We start from the raw sequence: 25,613 nt of genomic DNA, 5'->3' as shown, positions 1-25,613 counted from the left end.
GGACGACACGTGAGGGCCCCGGCAGCTGGACGCTGCCGGGGCCCTCGTCACTTCACACCGCTTCTTCGAACGCGTCGCTCCACGGGCGCCGTGTATGTGGACCACGGGGTCCCGGACCGTAGATCGGGAGCGGAGATCAGCTGCCCTGGGAGACGTTGCCCGAGAGGACCGGGATGTTGCTGAGGATGTGCGAGAGCGGCTCGTCACCCTTGGCCTGGGTGGAGTTCTCGGTGCACTGCTGGTTCTGCGGGTTGGACAGGACGTTGATGTCCTGGACACCGACGTTGACCAGGGCCACCAGCGACTGGGCGTTGACCTTGGCCGGCAGACCGATGCAGGGCTTGTTCAGGGTGCCCTGGACGACGCCGAGCTGCGGGCTCATGTCACCGTGGGTCTTCTGGTTGCCGTACGCCTGCACGGCACCGTTCCCGTTGACGGTGTTGATCCCGTTGTCGTTGCCGATCGCCATGGCGGGGGCGGCAGCAGCAGCGCCCGCGCCGACGGCGGCGGCGGTGACCGCGGCAGCAGTCATGATCTTCTTGAACATTTTGATCCTTTTGTCGCACGAGTGCCCGCTAGTGGAGCGCCCTGATCAACTGCCCTCCCGGAAGGTTGGTTCCGCTGCTTCACTCAAACGGCCTGTCTGTGGGCAGGTTTCCCCCGGGTGGGGTGAGGGGCCCCCGGACGCGTGCGCGAAGCCCGCACGCACCCCGTAGCGGGGTGCGGGGCCCGGCGCTCGTGTTGCGCTCCGTAGAACACGTTCGCACGGTGGGTAGGGAAGCGGATCGCTCGGGTCCGCTTCTGAGCGACCACCAGAAGGAACACCCATGCACCGCACCAAGGCCTCCCGCATCCGCGTCCTCGTCCCGTCGGCCCTGGCGGTCGTCATACTCACCGGCGCGGCAACTCCCGCGGGCGCCGCGGAAGGTGCGGGGGCCGCCGCGAACCGCGTGGCGGCGGCCCAGGAGGAGATCAACGAGAGGGTGGCGGCGGCGGGTCCCGTCGAAGACGCCCTCGCCGCGGTCTCCAAGATCCTGGCGGACCTGACCAAGAGCCTGGGCGCCCTGCTCCCGGGGATCACGATCCCCGAGATCAAACTGCCCGCGCTCCCGCCCCTGCCGCAGATCCCCGCGATCCCCGGGCTCCCCGACCTGACGGTCCCGGCGCTTCCCGAGATCCCCGACGTCCCCATCCCCGACGTCCCGATCCCCGACGTCCCGATCCCCGAGATCCCCGGTGTCCCGGCGCTCCCGGTCTCCAATCCCGCGGCCCCGCCCGCGGGCGCGGTGCCCGCTGTACCGGCGGTGCCTGCGGTCCCCGGGGTACCCGGCACGCCTACGGGCATGTTCCCGGAGATCCCGTCGTTCGCCGAGTTCCTTCCGTAGGGACCACCCGGATCCGCACGCGGTTACGACTATTGGGCTGAACAGGTCTGATCGCGTGCGGAACCGTGTCGTCTGGGAAGGTGGACCGTTTCGCTCGATGTGAGCCCCGGAATCGGGGCAGAACGTCGAAGAGAAGGTGCACTTCCCATGAACACTGCCAAGAAGGCCGCCCTGGTCCTGGCCACCGCTGGTCTCGCTGCGGCCGGTGCCGCCGGCTCCGCTATGGCCGACTCCAAGGCCGAGGGCGCGGCCGTGGGTTCCCCCGGTGTCCTCTCGGGCAACCTGGGACAGGTCCCGGTCCACGTTCCGGTGAACGTCTGCGGCAACTCCGTGAACGTGATCGGCGCGCTGAACCCGGCGTTCGGCAACGTCTGCGTCAACGCCTGACGTTCGATGCAACACATGACTGTGGGCGCCACCGGCGAGGCCGGGGGCGCCCACAGTCGTGTCGGCAGGAGAACGGGACGGGCCCGTCAGTGCTTGCTGCCGCCGCCGTTGAGCTTCACTCCGCCGAGCAGCGGGGAGGCCTGGGTGGCCCCGTTGGCGAGGTTCATCACCTCGGCCGGCGCCTGGTTCTTGACCCCGTTGACCTCCTGGACGGTGGTCACGACCTTCTGGACGCTCTCGCCCTGCTCGGCCAGCCCGTTGCCCACGGTCTGGGGCAGCGCCGCCGATACGGGGTTCACCGAGTCGGTGACCGCCGTCAGCCCGCTCGTCAGGCTCATGGGGACGGCAGGCGCCTCGGTGGCGGCGAAGGCGGGGGAGGTGGCGCCGAGGGCGGCGACGGAGCCGACGACGACTGCGGCGACCTTCGAGAGCTTCATTATCAGAATCCTTTTCTAGGGGCGACCAGAAGTGATCAGTGGCGACCGTCGCGCCACTTTCGACCTGGTTAACGATTCCCCGGCGCCGCGGAAACGCGGAGCCGAACACGGCAACGGCCGGAGAATCCGACAAGGGACTCTCCGGCCGATATTTCTTCTTATTACCGGTATTGCCGTCAGGCGGCGCTACGGGACCTGCGGTACAGAATGGCGCCGCCCAGGATGAGGGCCGAGGCCAGGGCCGCGGCGCCGGCGGGCTGTCCGGCGCCGGTCGCCGCCAGCTCCTGCCGTGCGGGGGCCGCCGCGACGGGCACGGCCTCGGGCGCGGGTGCCGGCGCGGGGCCCGGTGCCGGTGCGGGTGCCGGGGCGGGCAGCGGTGCCGGGGGAAGCCCGACCGGCAGGTCACCGGCGGGGGCCGCCGGCGGCTGGTCGGCCGGGTGCACTACCGGCGCCGGGTGCTCCACGACCTGGCTGCCGTGCGGGGGCGTCGGTGCGGGAGCCTGCTCCACCGGAGCGGGCGCGGGCGCCGGAGCGGGGAGCGTGTGCGGAGCCTCCTCCACTACGGGCGCGGGGGCCGGTGCCGGTGCCGGAAGCGGCTGCGGGGCCTCCTCGGCCGGCGCCGGGACGGGGGCCGGTACGGGCTCCGGAGCCGGTACGGGCTCCGGAGCGGGCTCCGGCGCGGGTGCCTGCTCCACCGGCGCGGGAGCGGGCGCGGGCGCCGGGTGCTCCGCCTCGGGCGCGGGCAGCGGCTTCGGCACGGGGGGCGCGTGATGCGGTTCCGGGGCCGGGGCCGGTTCCGGGGCCGGGGGGTGCTCGGCGTGCGGCGCCGGCTCGTGCTGCGGTCGCGGCTCGGGACTCTCCGGGGCGGGGTGGTCGTCGCACTCCTCTTCCTCGCCGGAGTCTCCGTAGCCGCCCTGCTGCTCGGGACCGTGGTCCTCGTGGCCACCCGGCTGTTCGGGTCCGCGGTCTCCGTAGCCGCCCTGCTGTTCGGGTCCGCGGTCTCCGTAGCCGCCCTGCTCGTGCCGGTCCTCGTCGCGCTGGTCGCGCCGGGCTTCCTGGCCGACGTAGCGGCGGACCTGCTCCGCCTGCTCCGGGCTGAGGTAGCGCTCGTAGTTGTGTCCGGAGTCGGAGCCGGTCGTGGTGGCGCAGTTGTTGCCCATGGCGGGGTTGAGGCCCGCTCCGGCGTCCACGGTGTTTCCGCACACGTTCGGCGAGAAGGTGATCGGTACCGAGACGCTGTTGCCCGCCAGCGCGCCCGGTGAATGGGCGGCCTCGGCCATCGCCCCGGGCTGCGCGTAGGCCGCGCCGGTCGCGATGGACAGCAGACTCGAGGCAGCGGCCGCCGTGAGCACCCCCTTGCCCAGTACCTGTCGGCTCAGTACCTGTCGCATGGGTCCTTCCCTGTCTACCGGCCCTGCGGCCGGTGCTGAATCGAAGGTGGCCTCGGAGTGCACCGCCGTGCACTCCGAGGCCACCCCGAGGAGGTCTGCCCTTGCGGGCGCAGGCGCTTCGTCAGGCGTTGACGCAGGTGTTGCCGAACGCGGGGTTCAGCAGCGCGATCACGTTGACGGTGTTGCCGCAGACGTTGACCGGGACGTGGACCGGGACCTGGAGCAGGTTGCCGGAGAGGACGCCCGGGGAGCCGACGGCCTTGCCGTCCGCCACCGAGTCGGCCATGGCGGGGGAGGCGGCACCGGCGGCCATCAGAATGCCGGCGGCCAGCACCACTGCCTTCTTGTACGTCATTTGTTTTCGTTTCCTTCCCGCAGAGGTCTATCCGCTGCAGAATTAACAACGAGTGGGTCCGGGAAAAGAAACCGGGGATTTTTGCGCGCTTCCCGTCAATTCACTCAGATGCTCGTGGGTCCTGAATTATGGCCGGTTTCTTACGAGCCCCTATTCGGGTCCCGACATGCGGCGGGGCCGCCGCGACCCGAAGGTGCGACGGCCCCACTGGCGCGGTGCTGTGTCAGCTGGCGCGGCGCTGTCAGCTGCCGGCGGAGGCGTTGCCGGACAGGACCGGGATGTTGCTGAGGATGTGCGAGAGAGCCTCGTCGCCCTTGGCCTGGGTGGAGTTCTCGGTGCACTGCTGGTTCTGCGGGCTGGACAGGACGGGGATGTCCTGGACGCCGACGTTCACCAGAGCCAGCACGGACTGGACGTTGGCCTTGGCCGGCAGGGCGATGCAGGGCTTGTTGAACGAGCCCTGGATGAGCGCCATCTGCGGGCTCATGTTGCCGTAGGTGGCCTGGTTGCCGTAGATCTGCGAGGCCCCGTTGCCGTTCACGGTGTTGATGCCGTGGTCGTTGCCGATGGCCATGGCCTGCGGGGCCATGGCGGCACCCAGACCGACGAACGAGGCGGCAACCGCTGCGCCGGCCGCAAACTTCTTGATCATGATGGTCCCTTTTTTGCAGGATTGCCCGGTACTCAAGCACTCGGATCAACGGCGCAACCGTGGTTCGGGTTGCGTGTCTTCACTCGGATGCCGACGTTTCGGGCAGCACGGTTGACGTCAGGCGTTGACGCAGGTGGTGCCGAACGCGGGGTTCAGCAGGGCGATCACGTTCACGGTGTTGCCACAGACGTTCACCGGGACGTGGACCGGGACCTGGAGCAGGTTGCCGCTCAGGACGCCGGGGGACTCGCCGGTGAAGCCGTTCGCCGTCGCGCCGTCGCCGCCGTGCGCGGAGGCGAGGCCCGCGCCGCCCATCAGCAGCGCGGTGCTCGCGACCGCCAGGGTGGCGCCGCGCACCAGCCTCTTCTTCATCTCCGTTTTTCCTTTCCGTTCGAACAATGGTGCAACCCATAACGACCCGCCCGTCTCCAGGGTGCGTGTTATCGCCCAAAAGGCCGTATGAGCGAGTCCGGCGTGATTTCCCTCCTGACTTCTGACAAAGTTCACTCCTGTTTTGTCCCCTTGATCGAAAATGGAGACAGGGTCATGGGTTCCTCCCGCAGAATCCTCGGCACGCTCGGTCTGCTGTCCTGCCTCACGCTTTCGGTGAACGTCCCCGCCGCCGGTGCGGCTGCCGGTGCCGCCGCCGCCCCGCCGGGCGCGCGGGGTCCGCTGGTCAAGGAGGCGCCACGGGTGCCGTTCACCCAGCGTTATCAGGCCGTGCAGCACGGCGGCCTGGTCCGGGCCTCGAACTCGTCCATCGGCTGCCGCAAGGAGGAGTCCGAGCAGGCCGAGCCGTGTGCCGCGGTCAACAAGGGTGCGGCCGGGACCAACGGCGACTACGAGATGTTCTACGACGAGGTCGACAAGGACCCGGACACCTACAACTCCACCCGGGCGGAGCTCAAGGTCCCGGCGGGCGCGAAGGTCTCGTACGCCCGGCTGTACTGGGGCGGGAACCTGCGGGTCGGCGAGCAGAAGCCGCCGCAGGACAACGGCCGGGTGCTCGTCGCCGAGCCGGGCGGCGCGTACAAGGAAGTGCTGGCCGACACGGCGATCGGGCACCGCAGCGACGCGGCCGGCGATGCCTACCAGGCCTCCGCCGACGTGACCCCGCTGGTCCGCAAGGGCGGCGCCGGGATGTGGACGGTGGCCCAGCTGAACATCGCCATGGGGCACTCGGACATGGGCGCCTGGGGCGGCTGGACGCTGGTGGTCGCCTACGAGCACCCGCAGGAGCCGGTGCGCAGGATCTCGGTCTGGGACGGCTTCGAGGGGCTGGCCGCGGGGGCCGGCGAGGCGGCGGGCGGGACGGTGGAGCTCACCGGTCTGGACGCGGCGCCCGGCGCGCAGGGGCGGGTCGGGGTGGTCGCGTACGACGGGGACCGCGGAACGCTCGGGGATTCACTCACGGTGACCGCCGACAGCGGACGCAGGGTCAGTCTCAGTGACGGAGAAAATCCTTTTAATGATGTTATGAATTCCACGATCACGGAATTCGGTGATCGCTCGTTCGTGCGACAGCCCGAACATGTGAATAACCTCGGATATGACGCGGACGTGTTCGATCTGAGCCCCGCCCTGTCCGGTGGCGCCCGCAGCCTGACCTTCGGGTTCACGGGCGAAAAGCAGGGTCATTTCCTCGGTGTGCTCTTCGTTCAGACAGATGCGCGCCGCTGAACGCAGGAGACCACTCCACGTGCCGACACAGCCGCCTTCTCCCTCTCCTTCTCCCTCTCCCTCTCCTTCTCCTTCTCCCTCTCCCTCTCCCTCTGCTCCTTCCTCCCCTCCCCGGCCTCCGGTCGTCCTCCACCTCGTCCAGCCGGTCGAGGGCGGGGTCGCCCGCGTCGTCGTCGACCTGGTACGCGCCCAGTCCGCGGCCGGCCTGCGGACCTACGTCGGCTGCCCGCGCGGCGGACAGCTCGCGGACGCCGCCCGCGAGGCCGGGGCCGAGGTGCTCACCTGGCGTGCCGGGCGGGCTCCCGGACCGGGACTGGCCGCCGAAGTGCTCGGCGCGCGCCGCCTGATCGGCCGGGTCCGGCCCGACATCCTGCACGCCCATAGCGCCAAGGCCGGACTCGCCGGGCGGCTCGCCGTGCGCGGGGCCGTCCCGACCGTCTTCCAGCCGCACGCCTGGTCCTTCGACGCCGTCGGCGGGGCCACCGCCGCGCTCGCGCTGCGCTGGGAGCGCTTCGGGGCCCGTTGGGCCGACCGGGTGCTCTGCGTCAGCGAGGCCGAACGCAGCACCGGCGAGTCCGAGGGGATCGCCGCCCGCTGGTCGGTGATCCGCAACGGCGTCGACCTCGCCCACTTCCGCCCCGGCGGCGCGGACCCCGTCCAGGACAAGGCCCGCGCACGCGCCGAACTTCCGCTGCCCGCCGCCTTCCAGGGCGACGGGCCGCTCGCGGTCTGCGTCGGCCGGCTCTGCCAGCAGAAGGGGCAGGACGTCCTGCTGCGTGCCTGGCCGGAGCTGCTCGGAACCGTTCCCGGGGCCCGTCTCGTGCTCGTCGGGGACGGCCCCGACATGGAACGGCTGCGCCGGGGCGCCCCGCCCTCGGTCCACTTCGCGGGGGCCGCCTTCGACATCCGGCCGTGGCTTCGGGCCGCCGATCTCGTTGTACTGCCGTCGCGGTGGGAAGGCATGGCGCTCGCCCCGCTCGAAGCGATGGCCTGTGGCCGCCCGGTTCTGGTCTCCGACGTCAGCGGTGCCAGGGAGAGCCTCCCGCCCGGCCAGGGACGGCTGTGCCTGGTGGAACCGGAGGACCCGGCGGCGCTGGCCAAGGCCCTGGGCGGGCTGCTCGCCGAGCCACGGCTGCTCGCCGGACTCGGGGAGCAGGCCGAGCGGCACGCGCGGATGGAATTCGACGTGCGGCGCACCACGGACGCGGTCACCGGTCTGTATCACGAACTGCTGGGCAGGCCCCGGCCCTTGAACCAGGAGCGCATCAGTCGATGACGATGGACAGTGCACCCGCCCGGCACACCGGGCAGGGCGGTACGGGGCCCGCCGACGGCATCACCGGCATCACCGGCACGACCACCACCGGCGGCGCCGGCGCGACCAGCACGGCCACCAGCGCGGCCACCAGTACGGCCACCGGCACCGCCGTCGGCGTCGGCGTCGGCGTCACCGCCGTCCGTCGTTCCGTGACCGCCATCCACCCCCCGCGCGGACCCAAGGCCGACCGCGCCCGGGCCACCGTACGGCCGAGGCGGGTGCGTCGCCGGGACGGGATCGCCCCGCTGCTGGCCGCCGACGCGTTCGCCGCCGCGGCGACCGTGGCGGCCCTGCCCGGAGCGGAGCTGCCCCTCGGTGCGGCCGCTCCCCTCGCCCTGGCCCTGGTCGCGCTGCACGCGCAGGCCGGGCTGTACCGGCCGCGGCTCGCCCCCTCCGCGCTCCTCGAACTGCCCGCGCTCGCCGGGCGGGCCGCCGCGCTGTGGTGCGCGGCCGCCGCCGTGCTGGCCGCCGCCGCCCCGGGCGACGCCCTGGGCTGGAGCGCGCTGCTCGGCGCCGTCTGCGTCCAGGTCGTACTGGCCTGCGCGGGGCGCGGAGCCGTCAACCAGTTCCGCCGCCGCACCCGCGCCCGCCGCCCCGCCTCCGCCCTGGTCGTGGGACCCGGCGCCGGGGCGAGCGCGGTCGCCGCCGCCCTGCACGGGCGCCCCGAGTACGGACTGCGCCCCGTGGGGCTCGCGGACACCGGGCCCGAGGGGGAGGGGGCGGCGGGAGTGCCCGTACTGGCCACCCACGAGGACATCCGGCGGGCCGTCATCCAGAACTCCGTCCGGCACGCCGTCTTCACCCGCCCGCCCGAGGCCGACGAACGCACCGCCTCCCTGGTCCGGCTCTTCCACGACCACGGCTGCCGGCTCTGGCTCGCCGACCCGGCGGGCACCGCCAAGGTCACCGGGATGCGCGTCGCGCAGCCCGCGGACCAGCTCTGGGGCTACGCCGTGCAGCCGCTGCTGCCCCGCCCGGCGCGGCTGGCCGAGCGGTACGCGAAGCGGGTCATCGACTCCTCGCTCGCCGCGATCGCGCTGCTCGCCGCTGCGCCCGTGATGGGCGCCTGCGCGTTCGCCGTACGGATTTCCGACGGGCCGGGGGTGATCTTCCGGCAGGAGCGTGTCGGCCTGTACGGACGCCCCTTCACCCTGCTGAAGTTCCGCACGCTGCGCGCCGACGCGCACGAGTCCGCCACCCGCTGGACGGTGGCCGGCGACTGCCGGATGAGCCCCATCGGCTCCTTCCTGCGCAAGTCCTCGCTGGACGAGCTGCCGCAGCTGTGGAACGTGGTCCGGGGTGACATGAGCCTGGTCGGTCCGCGTCCCGAACGGCCCTTCTTCGTGGCCAAGTTCAGCAGCGTGCACCCCGGGTACGAGGCCCGGCACCGGATGCCGGTCGGCATCACCGGCCTCGCCCAGATCAACGGGCTGCGCGGGGACACCTCCATCGAGGACCGGGCCCGCTTCGACAACCACTACATCGACACCTGGTCGCTGTGGCAGGACCTGTGGATCCTGGCCCGCACCGCGGCCTCCTTCTTCCGCTTCCGGCTGGGGGGCAGCTAAAGCATGAGCCTTGCCGCACCGACGTCCTGGGCCCGCCCGGACACCGCCGATCTGCTGCGCCGGCACTGGCCGCTGCTGCCGCTCGCCGCGACCGTACTGGCCCTGCTGGTCCCCGTGCCGGCGGGTGACGCCACCGCCTCGGGGAAGGTCGGTCCGGCCGACGCCGCCTCGCTGCTGCTCGTGTTCGTCTGCGGTATCCAGGCCCTGCGGGGCAGGGTCCGGCCGCTGAGCCCGCTGGGCGTGTTCGTCCTCGGCCTGCCGGCCGTCGGGCTCGCCGTCTCGACGGTGACCGCGGGGGACCCGTACGCGGCCCTGCCCGGCTTCGTGCGCTACCTCCAGGTGTTCGTGCTGGTCCCGGCGGCGATCGTGCTACTGGTGCGCAGCGCCTCGGAGTTCCGGCTGGCCGCGGCGTGCTTCGTGGTGCTGGCGCTGGTCCAGGGCGCGGTGGGCGTGGTGCAGTTCGCCACCCACACCGGGGCCTCGTACCAGGGCGAGGACATCCGCGCCGTGGGCACCTTCGGACCCGGAGACGTCATGGGCATGGCCACGGTCGTGGCCTACGGCCTGGTCGTCGCGACGGCCGGCGCGCTCGCGCCGGGGCTGCCGGCGCGGGTCCGGCGGGCCTCGGGCGCGGCGGCGCTGATCCTGGTGCTCCCGCTGGTGCTGTCCTTCAGCCGCGGCGCCTGGATCGCGACCTTCGCCGCCGCCGGTCTGGTGATGGCCCTGGCCGGGATCCGGCGGGCCCTGAAGGTGCTCCTCGCGCTGGCCGCCGCCGGGGTGGTGCTCGTGGGCGGCTTCGGCGTCGGCTCGGCGATGGTCGCGGAGCGGCTGACCTCGATCACGCAGGTCTCCGACGCCCCCGACCAGTCGGTGACCGACCGCTACACGATGTGGGCCGCGGCCGGGTCGATGTGGCGCGAGCGGCCGGCGGTGGGGGTGGGGCTGAAGGGCTTCCCGGCCAACCGGGACTCGCACTCCGGGCTGGCGCTGTCCTCCGGCAGCGACACCGCGGGCGCGGGCCAGGGGTACATCCGCCAGCCGCTGCTGTCCCCGCACAACATGTACCTGCTGGTGCTGAGCGAGCAGGGGCTGATCGGGCTGATCGCCCTGGCGGGCGGCTGGCTGGCCCTCCTGGTGGCGGGCCTGCGGCGGTGCCTGTCCGGAGCCTCCTCGGTGCGGGACTGCGGACTGGTCGCGACCGGCCTGCTCGTGTGGCAGCTCACCGACTTCCTCTACGCGGACATCGGGGGCCCGTCGACCGTCCTGACCGGAGTGATCATCGGCTTGGCGGCCTGGTGGGCGCTGCCCTCCGGGGGCGGGACGGGCGAGGTCGCCTCAGGCGGTCGCGGTCGCGGTCGCGGCCGCGGTGTCCGTGGACGGGGCCGGGTCCGGGCCGCCGCGGCCGCCTCCGGGCGCGGGCCGGGCGCGCCTGCCCGGGCCGCGGTCCCTGAGGGTGCGGCCGGCCGGTGACGGACACGACGCCCTGGCGGCGGCCCGCAGCCGCGGCGACCGAGGTCGCCGCGGCTGCGGGCCGTCCGCCGCACCTGCCCGACCCGCCCGCGGCCCCCGGACGGCGGGGCGCCGACGGGTCGGCTCCGGGCGACGGGGCCCGCCCGGGGAGCGGGGGCGCGCTCGCCAAGGCCGCCGCCGTCACCGCCGGGCTCACGGCCGCCGGGGCGGTGTTCGGGCTGGTCCGCGACCAGACCATCGCGCACCTCTTCGGAGCCGGGCACGACAGCGACGCCTTCCTCATCGCGTGGACCGTCCCCGAGATGGCCTCGACGCTGCTCATCGAGGACGCCATGGCCCTGCTGATGGTGCCCGCGTTCAGCTACGCCCTGGCCCGCCGGGCCTCCAGCAGGGCCGGGCTCACCCGGCAGGAAGCCCGCGCGCAGGATCCCGTACGCCTCCTCGTGGGGGCCACGCTGCCGCGGCTGCTGGTGCTCCTGGCCGCCGTGGCCTCCGTGCTCATCGTCGCCGCGCCGCTCGTCGTGGGCGTGCTCGCGCCGGGGCTGCCCGACCCCGGGCTCGCCGTCGAATGCACCCGGTGGACCGCCCTGACCGTGCTGTCCTTCGGAGTCGCCGGCTACTTCAGCGCCGCCCTCAGAGCGCACCGCTCCTTCGTGCCGCCCGCCGCCATCTACGTGTCGTACAACGTCGGCATCATCGGGACCATGGTCGCCCTGCACGCCCTGTGGGGGGTGCGCGCCGCCGCCGCGGGCGTCGCCGTCGGCGGAGTGCTGATGGCTCTGGTCCAACTGCCCGCCTTCATCCGCAACGTGGGCTTCGGGCCGCCCCGCGCCAAGGGCGCCCCGCGCAGTCAGCGCGACCGCGACCGGCCGACGCTGATCGCCTTCGGGGTCATCGCCCCGGTCATCTTCTTCGCCGTGTTCCGCCAGTCCCAGGTGCTGGTCGAGCGGTTCCTCGCCGCCGGACTGCCGCCCGGCGCCATCTCGCACCTCAACTACGCCCAAAAAGTCGCGCAGATGCCGATGGTGCTCTCCCTGATGATCTGCACCGTCACCTTCCCCGTCGTCGCCCAGGCCATGGCCGGCGGGGAGCGGGACAAGGCCCGCCGGCGGGTCGAGCGGGACCTCGCGCTCGCCTCGCTCGCCGTGCTCATGGGCACCGCGCTCGTCATCGGGTACGCCCCCCAGATCATCCAAGTCCTCTTCGAACGCGGGGCGTTCACCCACGCCGACACCGAGGCCACCGCCTCCGTCATGCGGGTCTACGGCCTCGGCCTGCTGGGCCACTGTCTCGTCGGGGCGCTCTCACGACCCTTCTTCTCCACCGCCCGGCCCACCTGGTTCCCCGCCCTCGCCATGGGCGCCGGACTCCTCGTCAACATCGTCGCCGGAGCCTTCGCCGTCGGCTGGTGGGGCACCTACGGGATCGCCGCCGCCAACGCCGCGGGCATCTCCACCACCGCCGTGCTGCTCCTCACCGGTCTCGGCTCGCGGATCATCGCCATCCAGGTCCGCCGGGTCGCCGTCAGCATCGGCCGGCTCTCCGTCGCGGCCCTCGCCGCCTGCGCCACCGGCTGGATCGCCGGGCCGATGATCCCCGACCCGCTGGTCAGTGCCGCCCTCGGCTGCCTGCTGGTCCCGGCCATGTTCGGAGCCACCGGCATGGCCATACGGGCCCTGGAGGTCACCGCCCTGCCCGGTCAGCTCGCCCAGCTCACCGCTCACCTCACCTCCCAGCTCACCCAGAGGTTCCGCAATGTCCGCTGACACCGACACGGCGCCGCCCGCCGCGGCGGCCTCCGCCCGCCGCACCGGCTCGCCGTGGGTCCTGATGTACCACTCCGTCGCCGAGTTCACCGATCCCGCGGAGGACCCGTACGGCATCACCGTCACCCCGCACGCGCTGGAGGCCCAGCTGCTGTGGCTGCGCTCCCGGGGACTGCGCGGGGTGTCCGTCGGCGAGCTGCTGCGCGCCCGCGCCGCCGGGCGGGACGCCGGGCTGGTCGGGCTGACCTTCGACGACGGCTACACCGACTTCCTGACCCGCGCACTGCCGCTGCTGCTCCGCCACGGCAGCACCGCCACCCTCTTCGTGCTGCCCGGGCGGCTCGGCGTCGACAACGTCTGGGACCCGCTGGGCCCGCGCAAGCCCCTCCTCACCGCCGAGGGCATCCGCGAAGTCGCCGCCGCCGGACAGGAGATCGGCTCGCACGGGCTGCTCCACCAGGACCTCACCGCGGCCCCCGACGACGTACTGCAGCAGGAGCTGCGCGGCAGCCGCGAGCTGATCCGGGAGCTGACCGGGACGCTGCCCGCCGGATTCTGCTACCCGTACGGGCACCTCGACGCGCGGGTCGTCGCCGCGACCCGGGCCGCCGGATACGGCTACGCCTGCGCCATCGACCCCGGCCGCCTCGCCGGACCCCACGCGATGCCCCGTACCCACATCAGCCAGGCCGACGGCGGCCCGCGCCTGCGCATCAAGCAGGTGCGCCACCAGGTGCGCGAGCTGCGGCGGGCGGTGCACCTGTGAGCCCCGGGAAGGTGCTGCACGTCATCACGGGACTCGGCGTCGGCGGCGCCGAGCAGCAACTGCGGCTGCTGCTGCGGCACATGCCGATGCACTGCGACGTCCTGACGCTGACCAACCCCGGGCAAGTCGCGGACGGGCTGCGCGCGGACGGCGTCCGGGTGGTCCACCTCGGGATGCGCGGCAACCGCGACCTGGGGGCGGTGCCGAGGCTGGCCAAGTTCATCCGGCGGGGCCGCTACGACCTGGTCCACACGCACCTGTACCGGGCCTGCGTGTACGGGCGCCTCGCGGCCCGCCTCGCGGGCGTACGGGTGAGCGTGGCGACCGAACACTCCCTGGGAGCGGGCGAGATCGAGGGCCGGCCGCTGTCGGGCGGGGTACGCGCCCTGTACCTGGCGAGCGAGCGGCTGGGAGCCGCGACCGTGGCCGTATCGGACACCGTGGCGGCCCGCCTGGAGGCCTGGGGGGTGCCGGCCGGGCGGGTGCACGTGGTGCCGAACGGGATCGAAGCCGTGCGGTTCCGATTCGACGAGGGCGTACGGCGGGCCACCCGGGCCCGGACCGGGCTGCCCGAGCGGGCCTTCGTGGTCGGCGGCGTCGGCCGGCTGGTGCCGGGGAAGCGGTTCGACGTCCTGGTACGGGCGGTGGCGGCGCTGCCCGGCGCGCACCTGCTGCTCGCCGGGGACGGGCCGGAGCGGGCGGCGCTGCGCCGGCTCGCCGCCGAGCTGGGGGCGCAGAGCCGGATCCACCTGCTGGGCGAGCGGGATCCGCTGGGCGATTCCGCCGACGGGCGGACCCCGGGGATCCCGGCGCTGCTCGCCGCGATGGACGTGTTCGTGTCCCCTTCGCGGGAGGAGGCGTTCGGACTGGCGGTGATCGAGGCGCTGGCGGCGGGGCTGCCCGTGCTGCACGTCACCTGCCCGGCGATCGACGACCTGCCGGCGGCGCAGGCGCCGGGGGCGCGGCGGATCGGCACCGGCACGGAGGAGCTCGTCGCGGCGCTGCGGGGGCACATGGAGGCCGGTGCCCGGCGGCTGCCGCCGCCCGGGGTGGTGCGGCGCTACGACATCGGCCGTTCGGCGGCGCAGCTGCGACACGTGTACGACCTCGCGATGGCCGCTCCGGCGGCCGGGTCCCGGGGTTCGGGTGCGGCGCCGCTGCCGGGGGCCGGCCCCCGGACCCCCGCGCCTCAAACGCCGGCGGGGCTGGGTTCGGCCCCGGCCGGTTCGGACCGTGCGGCGCCGTTGCCGGGGACCAGTCCCCGGACCCCTGCTCCTCAAACGCCGGAGGGGCTGGATTTGGCCCCGGCCGGTCTGGATCTGGGTCCGGCCGGTTCGGACCGTGCGGCGCGGCTGCCGGGGGCCGGCCCCCGGACCCCTGCTCCTCAAACGCCGGAGGGGCTGAGTTTGCCCACAGGGGGCCGGGATGTGCCCGCCGCCGGTGGCGACATCGGCTGATCCGAGCCCGCAGGGGTCCGCACCGGGCCCCGAAGCAAGCACCCGTCCACCAGGAAAGAGGTACGCACATGGCGGACACCGCCGACCAGAAGAAGTCCACCCACCGGCGCCGGGTACGGCTGCTGCCGCCGCCCGCGTGGTGGCCGCTGCCCGCCGCCGCGCTGCTGGGGCTCGCCGCCGGCGGGGCGTACGGGGTGCTCAAGGCGCCCGAGTACGCCGCGACCAGTTACGTCGTCGCGGTCCCCGACGACACCACCGAGCCGGCCACCGCCCTCGGCTTCGCCCAGGCCTACGCCCGCATCGCCACCAGCAGTTCGACCCTCGCGTACGCCCAGCCCCGCGCGGGCATCGGCGCGGCGAAGCTGCGGACCCAGGTCCGCGCCGAGACCTCCCCCGAGTCTCCGATGATCGCCATCACCGGGACCGCGAAGAGCGCCGGCGAGGCCGCCGACATCGCCAACGCCGTCGCCGACGCCCTGTCGCTGAGCAGCAACCAGGCCGCCAAGAACACCGGCGTGCAGCTGCTCCTCTTCAACCAGGCCGTCGCGCCCAGCGAGCCCGCCTCCGCGTCCCCCGCCCTCAGCGGGGCGGTCGGCCTGTGCGCCGGCGGGCTGCTGGGCGGGCTGTGGCTGCTGACCCGGCCGACGGCCGCCCGGCGGCGTGACGGGGGCCCCGTCACGGAAGCTCCGGAGGGGCCCGTCGCGGAGACCGTCGAGGAGTACGCCTCGCTGCCCGCGCAGGGCGAGCCGGCCGCGGCCAAGGAGAAGGAGTCGGTGCGATGACCTCCGGCTCCGCCGGGGCCCTGTCGGTGACGCTGTGCCGCGATCCCCGGCAGTTCGCCGCGCTGGAGGAGCCGTGGAACCGGCTCGCCCGCGGCTGTCCCACCGCCACTCCCTTCCAGAGCCACGCCTGGCTGCACTCCTGGTGGCTGTCCTACGGCAAGGACGGCCGGCTCCGCATCGTCCTGGTGCGGCGCGGGGAGGAGCTGGTCGGCGCGGCCGCGCTGATGCTCGTACACCGGCCGCTGCCGCTGCTCGTGCCCCTCGGCGGGGGCATCACCGACTACTTCGACGTGCTCGTGGCCGCGGAGTACGCCGACCAGGTCGTCCCGGCCCTGGCCAACGGTCTGCACCGGGCCGCCCGGGGTGCGGTCGTCGACCTGCGCGAGGTGCGGCCCGGGGCCGCGGCCGAGGCCGTGTACGCGGCCTGGCCCGGGATCGGCAGCAAGCTCACCGACTCCACCTGCATGGAGCTGCCGGCCATGCCCTTCGACGAGCTGGTCAAGCGGATGCCGTCCTCCGGCGCCCAGCGGGTGCGGGCCAAGCTCCGCAAGACCGACGCGGCGGGGATCGAGGAGCACGAGGTCACCGAGCAGGAAGTGCCGCGAGCGGTACGGACCTTGCTGCGGCTGCACGAGAAGCAGTGGCGCGGCCGCGGGGTGACCCCCGAACACCTCAAGCCCCGCTTCGCCGAACACCTGACCCGGGCCACCCGGCGGATGGTGCGTGCGGGGGAGGGGCGGCTGGCCGAGTTCCGGCTCGACGGGAAGGTGGTGGCCGCGAACCTCACGCTGCTCTCGGGCGCGCTCAGCGGTGGCTACCTCTACGGCGCCGACCCCGACCTGCGGGACCGGAAGGTGGACGTGGCCACGCTCCTGCTGCGCTACGAGACCACCCGCGCCCTCGCCGAAGGCCGCCCGGTGGTGAGCTTCCTGCGCGGCAACGAACCGTACAAGAACCACTGGCGGCCGCGGACGGTGGTCAATCAGCGTTTCCTGATGGCCACGGCCGCGCTCGCGCCCCTGCTGCGACTGCACGAGTCGCAGGTGACGGGGCGCGAGCGGGCGGTGGACGTACTGCGGGAGGCGTTGCCGGCCGCCAGGGACTGGCGGGCGCGGCTCAACGAACTGCGGGTCCGATGACCCGAACGCCCCGCCTAGAAGGGCCAGAAACCGGTCTCCTTGCCCCAGTCGACCTTGACGCAGACCGACTGCTTGCCGACCAGCTTGGAGAGCCACTCGCCGAAGTTGATCGGCACGCACCACTCCGTGCTGTTGACGGGCGGTACGGGTGGTACGGGTGGTGTCGGCGGCTTGGGCGGCTGGGACGGCTCGGGCTTGGGGACGAGCGGCGAGGGCGCCGGCGACGGGACCTCGGGGCTCGGCTTCGGCACGACCGGGCTCGGGCTGGCGCTCGGGCCCGCCGGGACCTCGGGGACGACCGGGCTGACCTCGGGGGACGGGACGACCGGGCTCGGATCGACGGGGGTCGGGAGGACGGGGGTCGGGAGGACGGGGCTCGGCTCGACCGGGCTGGGCTCGACCGGGACCTCCGGGCTCGGTACCACGGGCGAGGGCGTCGGGGCGACCGGGCTCGGTGCTGCCGGGCTCGGGACCTCCGGGCTCGGTTCGAGCGGGCTCGGTTCGAGCGGGCTCGGTTCGAGCGGGCTCGGTTCGAGCGGGCTGGGCTCGACGGGGCTCGGGACGGCCGGGCTCGGGAGGACCGGGCTCGGGACGGCCGGGCTCGGGACCTCGGGGCTGGGGAGCACGACCGGCGGGGTGACGACCGGCGTCGGGATCTCCGGCGTGGGGACCTGCGGGGTCGGGATGACCGGCGTGGGCACCACGGGGGTCGGGACGACCGGGGTCGGGATCACCGGGCCGGTCCGCTGCGGGGTCAGCGCCTCGCGGAAGACCTTCGCAGAGGCCGGGTTCTGCTTGCACTGCCAGACGCCGTGCGGGCAGTAGTCGGTGATGGTGTGGTAGAGCGGCTTCTGCTTCTGAATCCACTGCAGCATGCGCCGCATGTACTCCGGGTTGTCCCCGTTGCGGAACAGCCCCCACTCCGGATACGAGACCTCTTTGCCGTGTGCTCGCGCGAAGTCCACGTGCTGCTGGAGCCCGTACGGCTGGCTGATCTGCTCGTCGAAGTTCCGGCCGGGACCCTGGTCGTACGAATCCATCCCGACGATGTCGACCACGTCGTCGCCCGGGTAGCACCTGGTCCAGCCGATCGCGTCCGTGCCGCGGTTCGGGGTGAAATCGAACTTGAACTTCTGGCCGGGCACGGAGCGCATCGTCTTGACGACGCGCTTCCAGTACGCCTTCCAGTTCTCCGGGTCGGGACCGCAGCGGTGGGTGTACGTGGTGCCGTTCATCTCCCAGCCGAGCACGATCACCGTGTCCGGGACGCCCAGCGCCACCAGCCGTTCGGCGAGCTTCTTGAAGTGCCGGTCGTACTGGCCGTCCGCGCCCGCCCGGATCAGCTGGACGACCTGGTAGTCGGGGACCCGGGCCTCGTTGCGCTCCTGCATGGGCACGTTGAGGACGAAGAGCCGGTCGTCCCGCTGGCGCCGCCACTGCGCCCAGTCGTCGAGGAAGCTGACGTTGCCCTCGATGCCGGCCCACTGGTCGCCGGGCAGATAGGTGTGCCCGACCCGGATCTCCTTGCCGCCCAGCCAGTTCGACAGGAACGGGATGCGGGCCACCCCGGGCGGCCCGTAGTCGAGGTAGGCACCCATGGCGATGTCGGACTCGGTGCTCTGCTCCTCGGGGGCCGCGAGGGCGGCCCCGGTGGCGAGCAGTCCGGCCGTCACCGTTCCGATGCAGGTGCTCGCCAGTCGGCGGCGTGGTCTGGGCATGGCGTCTCCCGAGCTTTCCTGAATCGGTGTGCTTACCAAAGACGTTAGGCATCACATCTGACGAATGGCCTGTCCGGTGACCTCTTCCTAGGCCATTCGCACGTGCGCACCCTCCCTGCTTGGTCCGACTAGGTGAAAGACACCGTTCCCATGCACGCGCATCCCAGCCAAGTGCCCGCAGTTCTGCTCAGACTCGATCGGAATCCGTTCCACCACGGAACCCTCGGCGCCGTCAGATCCCTTGGGCGCACGGGTGTGGAGGTCCATGCCGTCGTCGAGGCCGGGGGAGGCCCCATGGGGCGTTCGCGCTACCTGCGTGCCGTGCACCCCGGCCCTTCGGGCGGCGTCGACCCCGAGGCGCCCGCAGCGCTGCTGGAGTGCCTGACCGGGGTGTCCGAGCGGATCGGGCGCCCGGCGGTGCTCATCGCGATGGACGACCTGAGCGCGATCGCGGTGTCCCGGGTCGGGGCGATACTGACGGACCGTTTCCGGATCCCCCATCAGCCCGACGACCTGCCCGCGCGGGTGGCGGACAAGGCCGAGCTGTCGCGGCTCTGCGCCCGGTGGGACGTACCGCACCCGGAAACCGTGATTCCGGCGAGCGGGGCCGAGGCGGCGGAGGCCGCGTGGCGGCTGGGGCTCCCGGTGATCGCCAAGTGGAGCCGGCCGTGGCTGCTGCCCGCGGGCACGGGCCTGCGCAGCACCACCCTGCTCCACGCGGCCGCCGAGGCGCGCCGGCTGTACGAGCGCTCGGCGGAGGCGGGGAGCCGGCTGCTGCTCCAGCGGTTCCTGCCGGCCGGGCCGGACACCGACTGGTTCTTCCACGGCGCGTTCGCCCGGGGCGGGCGTCCGCTGGTCACCGGGTCGGGGCGCAAGGAGCTGTCCTGGCCGGTGCGGACGGGGCTGACGGCGGTCGGGCGCTGGCTGCCGGACCCGGCGGTGGAGGAGGCGGGGCTGACGCTCGCCGAGCGGCTCGGCTACCAGGGGATCCTGGACCTGGACTTCCGCCGGGACGAGCGGGGCGTCTTCCGCCTGGTGGACTTCAACCCGCGTCCGGGTGCGCAGTTCCGGCTCTTCACCGACGCGGGCGGCCTGGACGTGGTCCAGGCGATGTACCTGGACCTGACGGGCCAGCGGGTCCCGGAGCCGTCCGGCGGCCCCGGCCGGGTCTTCGTGGCGGAGAACTACGCGCTGCTCGCGGCGGTACGCGGCCGCTCGCTCCCGCGCCGTCGCCCGGCCCCGCCCGCCGCCGGTGCGGGCGCCGAGCCGGGACGGTCCCTACGGACGGCCGGCGCTGCCCCCGCGCGCCGTGGCCGGGGCCGGGGCCGAGGCCGGGAACGGGGGCAGGTGGAAGCGGCATGGTTCGCGGCCGACGACCCGATGCCGTTCCTGGCGATGCTCGCCGCCTTCCTGGGGCGGGGTGCGGTCAAGGGCCTGCGGGTGCTGCGCGGGGTCCCCGCGCAGGGCCGCCGGACGGCCCGGGCGGTGGTCCGCGCCCCGCGCCAGCGGGGCCGGGAGCTGACCCCGCCCGCCGCGGCCGGTGCCTCCGGCGGGCCCGGCCCCCGGTCCGCTCCGCCGGAGGCCCCGGCGGAGCCGGACGAGTTGGTGACGCGGTGACGCCGTAGGGGCATAAGACGCGTAGAGGCAGAAGACGCATGGGGGCGTAAGCGTGTGAGTGCGTAAGTGCGTAAGTGCGTAGGGCGGCGCGGGCGCGGGTGGCAGGGGACGAACCATGAGGCTGGAGGGACTGCGGTGACACGGATGGACGACCTCGTGGTGGTCGGAGCGGGGCCCTACGGGCTGTCGATCGCCGCCCACGCGGCCGGTGCGGGGCTCGGGGTGCGGATCCTCGGGCGCCCCATGGCCTCCTGGCGGGACCACATGCCCGAGGGCATGTACCTCAAGTCGGAGCCGTGGTCCTCCAACCTCTCGGCGCCCGACGGGCGTTACACACTGGCCGAGTACTGCGCGGGCCGCGGGATCGCCGCCGAACACGGAACTCCGCTGCCCATCGGGACGTTCAGCGCGTACGGGCTCTGGTTCGCCCGGCACGCAGCACCCCCGGTGGAGGAGGCGACCGTCACCGAAGTCACCCCGCAGGGCGGGGGTTTCCTGGTCCGCACCGCCGAGGGGCCGCCGCTGCTCGCCCGGACGGTCGCGCTGGCCGTGGGCGTGATGCCCTTCGTCCGCTACCCCGAGGTGCTACGGGAACTGCCCGCCGCCCACTACTCCCACAGCAGCGGCCACCGCGACCTGACCCGCTTCGCAGGCCGCGAGGTCGCCGTGCTCGGCGCCGGGCAGGCGGCCCTGGAGACCGCGGCCCTGCTCGCGGAGAACGGCGCCCGGCCGTGCCTCGTGGCCCGGCGCTCCCGGCTGAACTGGAACACCGTCCCGCAGCCGCTGCGCCGGCCTCCGCTGCGCGCCCTGCGCGATCCGCACAGCGGCCTCGGCACCGGCTGGCGCAGCTGGGCCTGGTCGGAGCTGCCCTGGGCGGTGCGCCGGCTGCCCGCGCCGACCCGGGAGCGGATCGCGGCGACCGCGCTGGGCCCGGCCGGAGCCTGGTGGCTGCGGGAGCGGTTCGAACGGCGGGTCCCGGTCCTGCTCGGGCACCGGTTGCAGCGGGCGGTCCCGGCGGGCGGGCGGACCCGGCTCGGGCTGTCCACCGCCTCCGGGGAGTCCGTCGTCCTGGACACCTCGCACGTGATCGCGGCGACCGGCTTCACCCCGGACCTGGCCCGGCTGGAGCTGCTCGACGCGGGGCTGCGGGCCGCGCTGGCCACCGTAGGGGAGAGCGGGACGCCGGAGCTGGGTCCCGGCTTCGAGTCCTCGTGGCCGGGGCTGTTCTTCGCGGGGCTGCTGACCGCTCCCTCATTCGGCCCTTCCATGCGATTCGTGCACGGCGCCGGCTTCACGGCGGGGAAACTGGTGTCAGGAGTCCGCAAGCGTCTGGGGGCCCGGAGCCCGCTGACGGGTTCCACCGGTGCGCCCCGGACCGACCGGGCTCCGACTGCAGGGCATAGAGCGTGAGAGCCGGTCACACAACGTGAGAGGTGTCGCGATGAGCGATGAGCGCGCACAGGGCCGGGGCTGGGTGAGGATCCCGGCCAGCCGTGCGGAGCAGCCCGGCAGGACCAGGGCGGCGCCCCCGCAGCCGCCGTACGGGCAGTCCTCGTACCCGCAATCCCCGCAATCCCCGCAATCCCCGCAATCCCCGCAATCCCCGCAGTCCCCGTACCCGCAGTCGCCGTACGCGCAGGACCCGTATCCGCAGGACCCGTATCCGCAGGACCCGTACCCGCACGCCCAGCAGCCGCACGGCCGGCCCGCGCAGGACCGGTATCCGCAGGTCCCGTACGACCCCTCGATGATCTACCTCTCCCTCGTCAAGCGCTGGCAGGAGGCCGGACGCACCCTTCCGGGGCATCCTGACGAGGAGTGGGAGCGGCTCATTTCCCAGCCGTGCTGGCCCGGCCGTTAGGTGGTGTGAGTCTCGTGGCAGCGGCGGAGCGACGCGACAAGAGACCGGAGGGCCCCGGGAGCGCGGGGGCTGCCGGGAGCGCCCGGCAGCCCCTCATCGGCCCCGGCGAGCGGCTCGCGCTCAACGGCATGGGCAGCTTCGAGTGGGACCTCGCCGCCGGGACGCTGTCCATGGACGAGGCCGGCATGGCGGTCTTCGACCTGGAGCCGGAAGAGTTCGACGACACACCCGACAGCCTGGGGCTGCGGATCCCGCTCGACGATTCCGCGCGGCTCAGGGACACCGTCCAGGGCGTCCTGGACGCCGGGGAGGAGGCGTACGGCCAGTACTTCACGGTGCAGCGGCGCGACGGCCGCGACCAGTGGACGCACACCCAGGGCCGGGTCCTTCGGGACGCGGAGGGGCGCCCGGTGCGCATCGTCGGCATCGTCCGGGACGCGACGGCCGAGCTCGCCCACCTCACGGTGCTGCGCAAGCTCGAGTCGGCCCGCGCCCAGCAGGCGACCATCGTGCAGCGGACCACGGAGGCCCTGTCGCGGGCGGTGACGGTCGACGACGTGACGGCCACGCTGACGGGCGCGGGGGCGCTGGAGCGGCTCGGCGTCGACGGGATGGCGCTGGGGCTGGTCGAGGGCGGCCACATCAAGATCATCGCGCTGAGCGGGGAGTCGCTGGAGATCCTCAGCGAGCGCAAGTTCACCCGGCTGGACGGCTCGCTGCCGTTGTCGCAGGCGGTGCTCAGCAGGAAGGCACGTTTCGTCACCTCGCTGACGGAGCTGGCTGACGAGTTCCCGCTGCTCTCCGACTACCTGAACCGCATCCAGTACGACGCGGCCGCCTACCTCCCGCTCATCGCGCAGGCCGAGGCCATCGGCGGACTGGTGCTCTTCTACCGCCGCCGCACCGACTTCAGTCCCGAGGAGCGCAACCTCTGCCTGGGCCTGGCGGGCATCGTCGCCCAGTCGCTCCAGCGGGCGCTCCTCTTCGACCAGGAGCGCGAGTTCGCCACCATGCTGCAGGCCGCCATGCTGCCGCGCCGGATCCCCGAGATCACCGGAGGGGAGATCGCCGTGCGCTACCACTCGGCCTGGAGCGGACGCGAGGTCGGCGGGGACTGGTACGACGTGATCGCGCTGCCCCGCGACCGCGTCGGCATCGTCGTGGGCGACGTCCAGGGCCACGACACGCACGCCGCCGCCATCATGGGCCAGCTCCGCATCGCACTGCGGGCCTACGCGGGGGAGGGGCATCCGCCCTCCACCGTGCTGGCGCGCGCCTCCCGCTTCCTGGCCGAGCTGGACACCGAACGGTTCGCGACCTGCATGTACGCGCAGGTGGACCTGGAGACCGGAGGCGTACGGGCGGTCCGCGCGGGCCACCTCGGACCGCTGATCCGGCACACGGACGGGCGAACCGGCTGGCCCAACGTGCGAGGCGGCCTGCCGCTCGGGCTGGCCACGGTCTTCGAGGAGGAGGAGTTCCCCGAGACCCGGCTCGACCTGGTCCCCGGCGAGACCCTCGTGCTGTGCACCGACGGGCTCGTGGAAGAGCCCGGCACCGCCATCACCCAGGGCATGGAGGCCCTGGCCCACGCGGTCCGCAGCGGCCCCCAGGAGGCCGGGGCGCTCGCCGACCACCTCTCGGACCGGCTGTGGGAGCGCTGGGGCTCCGGCGACGACGTGGCCCTGCTGGTGCTGCGCCGGGCCCCGGACCCGGGCACCCACCGGGCCCCGCGCATCCACCAGTACGTCCACCAGGCGGACCCGGAGGGGCTCTCGGAGGCCCGCTACGCCCTGCGGCAGGCCCTGCGCGACTGGGGCATGCCGGAGCTCGCCGACGACGTGGAGCTGGCGGCGGGAGAGCTGCTGGTCAACGCCCTGCTGCACACGGACGGCGGAGCGGTGCTGACGATGGAGGTGCTGCCGGAGCCGGTCCGGCGGATCCGGCTGTGGGTCAAGGACCGCTCCAGCGTGTGGCCGCGGCGGCGCACCCCGGGGGAGTCGGCGACCACGGGGCGCGGGCTGCTGTTGGTGGACGCGCTGGCCACGCACTGGGGGGTGGAGTCCCGGGGCGACGGCAAGGCGGTGTGGTGCGAGTTCTCCACGGCGGGCAGCGCGGCGCGGAGCGCGCCGTGAGGGGGAGCCGGGTCGGGGAGCGCCGTGAGGGAGCGCGCCGTGAGGGAGCGCGCCGTGAGGGAGCGCGCCGTGAGGGAGCGCGCCGTGAGGGGCGGGCGGCGAGGGGGCGGACCGTGACCGGTCGCTCACGTCGAGTTGTGGGGCGGTGGGGGCGGGGTGATGATGCCGCCATGGAACGGTTTCTGTGGAACCTGCCGTGCGCCGGCTGAGCAAGCGCGCGGTGACGGGCGTCCTGGCACTGCTGCTGTGCGCGGCCGGGGCGGCGACTGCGGTGGACTGGTCGACCGGGCGTCCGGATACGGACCCGGGGTGTCAGACGGTGGCCTTCATGTCGATGACGGGCGAGGCGCCCGCGTGCCGTTGACGGTCTCCGTCCGGCTCCGGCCCGCTTCGGCCGGCTTCGGCCGGCGCCCGGATCCCGGTAGCGGCGGCTACCGGAGGGGCGTACGCGCGCACCGCGGGCAGTGGCTATCGGTGGTCGATCACCCGGACCGGGTGGGCGTCCTGCGCGACCGTGTCGATCGACCGGGGCAGCAGGCCGCCGCCGAAACGGATCTCCTGCAGCTCGGCCCTGGCCAGTGCCTCGCCGGCGTGCACGGTCGGGGTGAGGCGGAGCGTGCCGTGCGCCGACCAGTCGTGCACCGCGCCGTCGCACTGGGCGTCGCCGCCGCCGATGCTGAGGCGGACGTCCTCCTGCTCGATGGTCGCCTTGATCTGAACCGCTCCCGAGGGTGACGGGGCGGTGCAGTGGTATTCACCGAAAAGGTGGATCGTGCCGTCGGGAGCGATGTGGGCTTCCGAAGATACGGAAATGTCACGTACGTACATGTCACTGCCGTGGGGCGCGGCCTGTACCGGGGCGGTGAATACCGCCGTGGCGCCCAGTGCGGCGAGTGCGGCCAAGGCCATGCGGGGGCCGGTCGTGGCCATCGTTCCTCCTGTGGGACGGGGTGTGTGAAGGGGGTGCGGAATTCCACCGGAACGCATTGTGCTGGCATATGGAGGTCAATGCGTTCCGCGGGATCGTGTCGGTGTGTGCAATTGCCCGCTCGGGCGCGTGAGACTGGCCGGAATACGTCCCCGAAGATCCCCGAAGGGATCCCGCATGCGTCAGTCCGCTCTTGCCACGGCCGCCCTCCTCCCGCTCCTGCTGTTCGGTGCCGCGGCCTGCTCCGGCGCCCCGGAAGGGGCCGCGCTCGCCCCGGCCGCGGTGCCCGCCGTGCCCGTGGACGACGGTGCGCCGGGTGTCGGGGACGATCCCGCGGCGGAGCGGGACGGGGTGGCGCGGGCCGCCTCGAAGGACGCCCGTGTGGGTGACTCCGTACGGGTCAGGGGCCGGGAGGTGGGCCGCCACCTCCAGGTGGTGCTGGCCGCCTACGTCGATCCGGCGGTCAGCGTCGAGAAGAACTTCGCCCCGGCGGCGGGCAAGCGCTGGGTGGCGGCCTCGATGTCCTTCGTCAACGTGGGCGGGGCCTCGTACGGGCCCCTCGGGCGCATGTGGGCGCTCGACGGCGCGGGCCGGCGCCACGCGGTGGTGCCCACCGGGGAGCTCACGACCGGCAAACCGCTCGTCTTCGATTCGCTCGCGGTCGGTGAGCGGGCCGAAGGATGGGTGGTGTTCGAAATTCCGGAAAACGCGCGCATCGTGCGGCTCCAGTACCAGGACGCGAACATGCTGGCGAATTCCGGAGGTGGTTTCTGGGCGGTCTAGCCCGCCCGGGTGAAACGG

At 73.5% G+C, this 25,613-nt stretch carries 24 protein-coding genes and 1 pseudogene; 17 read left to right on the top strand and 8 right to left on the bottom strand.

Going from position 1 to position 25,613, the window contains the following annotated elements; genetic code table 11:
* Positions 1 to 136: 136 nt before the first annotated feature.
* The gene (locus MTF69_RS17390) at positions 137 to 547 is read right to left on the bottom strand and encodes a rodlin (RefSeq protein ID WP_243335453.1); all 411 of its coding nucleotides are present in this window, start codon (positions 545 to 547) and stop codon (positions 137 to 139) included.
* 280 nt (positions 548 to 827) lie between these two features.
* On the opposite strand from MTF69_RS17390, the gene MTF69_RS17385 reads away from it, so the two are divergent.
* Both MTF69_RS17385 and MTF69_RS17380 read left to right on the top strand, forming a co-directional pair.
* Complete coding sequence (locus MTF69_RS17385; protein WP_243335450.1) at positions 828 to 1,385, top strand: hypothetical protein; 558 nt, start codon at positions 828 to 830, stop codon at positions 1,383 to 1,385.
* 147 nt (positions 1,386 to 1,532) lie between these two features.
* The gene (locus MTF69_RS17380) at positions 1,533 to 1,772 is read left to right on the top strand and encodes a chaplin (RefSeq protein WP_243335448.1); all 240 of its coding nucleotides are present in this window, start codon (positions 1,533 to 1,535) and stop codon (positions 1,770 to 1,772) included.
* Between the two features lie 86 nt (positions 1,773 to 1,858).
* Here MTF69_RS17380 and MTF69_RS17375 read toward each other — a convergent pair whose 3' ends face one another.
* The 5 genes from MTF69_RS17375 to MTF69_RS17355 form a co-directional block, all read right to left on the bottom strand.
* Entirely contained in the window at positions 1,859 to 2,209 is a 351-nt protein-coding gene (locus tag MTF69_RS17375) for a hypothetical protein (protein WP_243335447.1), read from the bottom strand.
* 176 nt (positions 2,210 to 2,385) lie between these two features.
* Positions 2,386 to 3,600: a chaplin gene (locus MTF69_RS42890; protein WP_279345864.1), complete on the bottom strand. Its 1,215-nt coding sequence runs from the start codon at positions 3,598 to 3,600 to the stop codon at positions 2,386 to 2,388.
* Between the two features lie 121 nt (positions 3,601 to 3,721).
* Positions 3,722 to 3,955 carry a chaplin gene (locus MTF69_RS17365; RefSeq protein WP_243335444.1) on the bottom strand — a complete coding sequence of 78 codons (234 nt, stop codon included), beginning with the start codon at positions 3,953 to 3,955 and terminating at the stop codon, positions 3,722 to 3,724.
* Between the two features lie 241 nt (positions 3,956 to 4,196).
* Positions 4,197 to 4,607 (bottom strand): rodlin, encoded by a 411-nt coding sequence (locus MTF69_RS17360; RefSeq protein ID WP_112451357.1) that lies wholly within the window; start codon positions 4,605 to 4,607, stop codon positions 4,197 to 4,199.
* Between the two features lie 117 nt (positions 4,608 to 4,724).
* Complete coding sequence (locus tag MTF69_RS17355; protein ID WP_243335442.1) at positions 4,725 to 4,979, bottom strand: chaplin; 255 nt, start codon at positions 4,977 to 4,979, stop codon at positions 4,725 to 4,727.
* Positions 4,980 to 5,081: 102 nt separating this feature from the next.
* Here MTF69_RS17355 and MTF69_RS17350 point away from each other — a divergent pair, with 102 nt between their 5' ends.
* The 9 genes and pseudogenes from MTF69_RS17350 (at position 5,082) to MTF69_RS17310 (ending at position 16,553) form a co-directional block, all read left to right on the top strand.
* The gene (locus MTF69_RS17350; protein WP_243335666.1) at positions 5,082 to 6,287 is read left to right on the top strand and encodes a DUF3344 domain-containing protein; all 1,206 of its coding nucleotides are present in this window, start codon (positions 5,082 to 5,084) and stop codon (positions 6,285 to 6,287) included.
* A gap of 19 nt (positions 6,288 to 6,306) precedes the next feature.
* Positions 6,307 to 7,563: a glycosyltransferase gene (locus tag MTF69_RS17345; protein ID WP_243335440.1), complete on the top strand. Its 1,257-nt coding sequence runs from the start codon at positions 6,307 to 6,309 to the stop codon at positions 7,561 to 7,563.
* A gap of 2 nt (positions 7,564 to 7,565) precedes the next feature.
* Entirely contained in the window at positions 7,566 to 9,173 is a 1,608-nt protein-coding gene (locus MTF69_RS17340; RefSeq protein WP_243335663.1) for an exopolysaccharide biosynthesis polyprenyl glycosylphosphotransferase, read from the top strand.
* 3 nt (positions 9,174 to 9,176) lie between these two features.
* Positions 9,177 to 10,643 (top strand): O-antigen ligase, encoded by a 1,467-nt coding sequence (locus MTF69_RS17335; protein ID WP_243335439.1) that lies wholly within the window; start codon positions 9,177 to 9,179, stop codon positions 10,641 to 10,643.
* Entirely contained in the window at positions 10,640 to 12,409 is a 1,770-nt protein-coding gene (gene murJ / locus MTF69_RS17330) for a murein biosynthesis integral membrane protein MurJ (protein WP_243335437.1), read from the top strand. Before MTF69_RS17335 ends, murJ begins: the two co-directional genes overlap by 4 nt.
* The gene (locus MTF69_RS17325) at positions 12,399 to 13,175 is read left to right on the top strand and encodes a polysaccharide deacetylase family protein (RefSeq protein ID WP_243335434.1); all 777 of its coding nucleotides are present in this window, start codon (positions 12,399 to 12,401) and stop codon (positions 13,173 to 13,175) included. Before murJ ends, MTF69_RS17325 begins: the two co-directional genes overlap by 11 nt.
* Positions 13,172 to 14,290, top strand: a pseudogene (locus tag MTF69_RS17320) (glycosyltransferase); the annotation flags it as partial. The gene MTF69_RS17325 and the pseudogene MTF69_RS17320, both read left to right, overlap by 4 nt.
* 410 nt (positions 14,291 to 14,700) lie before the next feature.
* Positions 14,701 to 15,414 carry a lipopolysaccharide biosynthesis protein gene (locus MTF69_RS17315; RefSeq protein ID WP_243335432.1) on the top strand — a complete coding sequence of 238 codons (714 nt, stop codon included), beginning with the start codon at positions 14,701 to 14,703 and terminating at the stop codon, positions 15,412 to 15,414.
* On the top strand, positions 15,411 to 16,553 hold the full coding sequence (locus tag MTF69_RS17310) for a GNAT family N-acetyltransferase (RefSeq protein WP_243335430.1): 1,143 nt from the start codon (positions 15,411 to 15,413) through the stop codon (positions 16,551 to 16,553). Before MTF69_RS17315 ends, MTF69_RS17310 begins: the two co-directional genes overlap by 4 nt.
* 14 nt (positions 16,554 to 16,567) lie before the next feature.
* Here MTF69_RS17310 and MTF69_RS43400 read toward each other — a convergent pair whose 3' ends face one another.
* Entirely contained in the window at positions 16,568 to 18,271 is a 1,704-nt protein-coding gene (locus MTF69_RS43400; RefSeq protein ID WP_308401412.1) for a glycosyl hydrolase, read from the bottom strand.
* Positions 18,272 to 18,565: 294 nt separating this feature from the next.
* Between MTF69_RS43400 and MTF69_RS17300 the strand changes: the two genes are divergently transcribed.
* From MTF69_RS17300 to MTF69_RS17280, 5 genes are all read left to right on the top strand, one after another.
* Positions 18,566 to 19,888, top strand: coding sequence for an ATP-grasp domain-containing protein (locus MTF69_RS17300; RefSeq protein ID WP_374323234.1), 1,323 nt, complete (start codon positions 18,566 to 18,568; stop codon positions 19,886 to 19,888).
* 144 nt (positions 19,889 to 20,032) lie between these two features.
* On the top strand, positions 20,033 to 21,298 hold the full coding sequence (locus MTF69_RS17295) for an NAD(P)-binding domain-containing protein (RefSeq protein WP_243335426.1): 1,266 nt from the start codon (positions 20,033 to 20,035) through the stop codon (positions 21,296 to 21,298).
* Positions 21,299 to 21,329: 31 nt separating this feature from the next.
* Positions 21,330 to 21,749 carry a hypothetical protein gene (locus MTF69_RS17290; RefSeq protein ID WP_243335424.1) on the top strand — a complete coding sequence of 140 codons (420 nt, stop codon included), beginning with the start codon at positions 21,330 to 21,332 and terminating at the stop codon, positions 21,747 to 21,749.
* A 5-nt stretch (positions 21,750 to 21,754) separates the two neighbouring features.
* Positions 21,755 to 23,884, top strand: coding sequence for a SpoIIE family protein phosphatase (locus MTF69_RS17285; RefSeq protein WP_374323233.1), 2,130 nt, complete (start codon positions 21,755 to 21,757; stop codon positions 23,882 to 23,884).
* A gap of 184 nt (positions 23,885 to 24,068) precedes the next feature.
* Positions 24,069 to 24,248 carry a hypothetical protein gene (locus MTF69_RS17280; RefSeq protein ID WP_243335422.1) on the top strand — a complete coding sequence of 60 codons (180 nt, stop codon included), beginning with the start codon at positions 24,069 to 24,071 and terminating at the stop codon, positions 24,246 to 24,248.
* Positions 24,249 to 24,352: 104 nt separating this feature from the next.
* On the opposite strand, the gene MTF69_RS17275 is transcribed toward MTF69_RS17280, so the two are convergent.
* Entirely contained in the window at positions 24,353 to 24,814 is a 462-nt protein-coding gene (locus tag MTF69_RS17275) for a DUF6299 family protein (protein ID WP_243335420.1), read from the bottom strand.
* Between the two features lie 175 nt (positions 24,815 to 24,989).
* Here MTF69_RS17275 and MTF69_RS17270 point away from each other — a divergent pair, with 175 nt between their 5' ends.
* A complete protein-coding gene (locus MTF69_RS17270; RefSeq protein ID WP_243335418.1) occupies positions 24,990 to 25,595 on the top strand; it encodes a DUF4352 domain-containing protein in 606 nt (201 codons plus the stop codon).
* The last annotated feature ends 18 nt before the right edge of the window (positions 25,596 to 25,613 follow it).

It is taken from the genome of Streptomyces sp. AP-93 (assembly GCF_022808175.1).
In the GTDB taxonomy this organism is placed as follows: Bacteria; Actinomycetota; Actinomycetes; order Streptomycetales; family Streptomycetaceae; genus Streptomyces.
The sequence above is the reverse complement of the archived record's forward strand: the minus strand, read 5'-3'. Positions and strand labels throughout refer to the sequence as shown.